Here is a 1,450-nt window from a genome sequence, read left to right on the forward strand (position 1 = left end):
TCAATTGTTTTAGGTTTGTCGATATAGATAGTCTCGCACTTTAATGTACCAAAGAATCCTTCCATTAACGCATTATCCAAGCAGTTGCCTTTCCTGCTCATACTTTGTTTTATCTTATGCTTTTTAAGTGTCTCCCTAAACGGCTTCATTTGATAATGCCATCCCTGATCTGAATGTAGCATTAACGTCTTATGACGATGTTTTCCAGTCTTGTCCAATGCATTATCAAGCATTTGGCTTACCAAATCATAGGTTGGCCTTTTTGCGAGCGTATAACTGACTATCTCATTGTTATAAACATCAAGTATCGGTGATAAATATAATTTATTGTCACCTACCTTAAACTCGGTAATATCAGTGAGCCACCGCTTATGTGGCTTGCTTGCTTTAAACCGACGCTTTAAATGATTCTTTCCTATTACTCCAAGCTGTCCTCTATAGGAGCGATACTTTTGTCGTCGAATTCGGGCACTGAGTGTCAACTGTTTCATAAGCTTAGCAACGAGCTTATGGTTATGATGAACCCCTAGATGCTTTAACGCGACAGTCATTCTACGATAGCCATATCTGCCTTTATGCTGGTGGTATATCTGAGCAATATGCTGTTTTAAATCAGCGTATTTGTCTTTACTCTCAAGCGTTGCTCTATGGTAGTAAAAGCTGCTCTTTGGTATACCTGCTATCTTTAATAAGTCAGATAAAAGATGCTGCTGTCTTAGTCCTTCGATGAGCCTCGCTTTCTGCCTGCTTGTTCCTCCGCTTTGAGCAAGGCATCTAGCTTTTTTAAGTAGGCAACCTCCGTACGCAGGTATTCATTCTCACGCTTAAGCTCTGCTAGTATCTTTTCATTATCTGGTTTGTCGATGATAAATGGCTTGGTCATGGCGTCTCTACCTTTGCGTTTGGGGATTAGTCCAGACATACCATGGTGCCTATATGCTTTGTGCCAGTGGCTAATTAAAGCAGGTGAGCTGATAGCAAACTTTAAAGCGACCTCAGATTGACTTAAGCCTTGTTTTAACATGACTGTTATCACTTGGTGTTTAAAGTCGCTACTGTATTTGGCTTTACTTGTTTTGGGTTTGATCGCTTCTATTCCACCTCTTTGGTATTGGTAAGTCCACTTAGACACTATCTTTTTATCAAGGTTAAATTTTCTTGCTGTAGCGACTCCGGTATGTCCTTGCTCATAGTATGCGATGACTTTGAGTTTAAAGTCTAGATTGTAACGCATAAAAATACCCCAAAAGTTGTGTCCAACTTATGGGGTTCAGTTCATGCTGAGCGTTGGGGTTTTTTGTGTGTGCTACTTCAAGAAATTGATTGATTACCTTGAATTTCAACAGTGTAAGAGTAGGGCTACTAGCTATAATATCATCTAAAAATATCATAAATAATGGATATACTGACATTATTTTGGCTTAATTAAGTGTAAGATATTATAGACGGA

2 protein-coding genes are annotated in these 1,450 nt (G+C 39.0%); both read right to left on the reverse strand.

Translation table 11 applies throughout. The features are described 5' to 3' along the window. Positions 1–812: IS3 family transposase (locus tag AB0G16_RS38755; RefSeq protein ID WP_362816022.1), on the reverse strand; the 812-nt coding region annotated here is incomplete at its 3' end. Further along, positions 716–1,234 (reverse strand): helix-turn-helix domain-containing protein, encoded by a 519-nt coding sequence (locus AB0G16_RS38760; RefSeq protein ID WP_362816020.1) that lies wholly within the window; start codon positions 1,232–1,234, stop codon positions 716–718. The genes AB0G16_RS38755 and AB0G16_RS38760, both read right to left, overlap by 97 nt. Positions 1,235–1,450 lie beyond the last annotated feature (216 nt).

The organism is Streptosporangium sp. NPDC023615, from assembly GCF_040640155.1.
Taxonomy (GTDB): Bacteria; Actinomycetota; Actinomycetes; order Streptosporangiales; family Streptosporangiaceae; genus Streptosporangium.

Bases quoted from the DNA above. Each gene is read 5' to 3' on its own strand.
- AB0G16_RS38760 (WP_362816020.1), bottom strand. From the start codon at position 1,234: ATGCGTTACAATCTAGACTTTAAACTCAAAGTCATCGCATACTATGAG.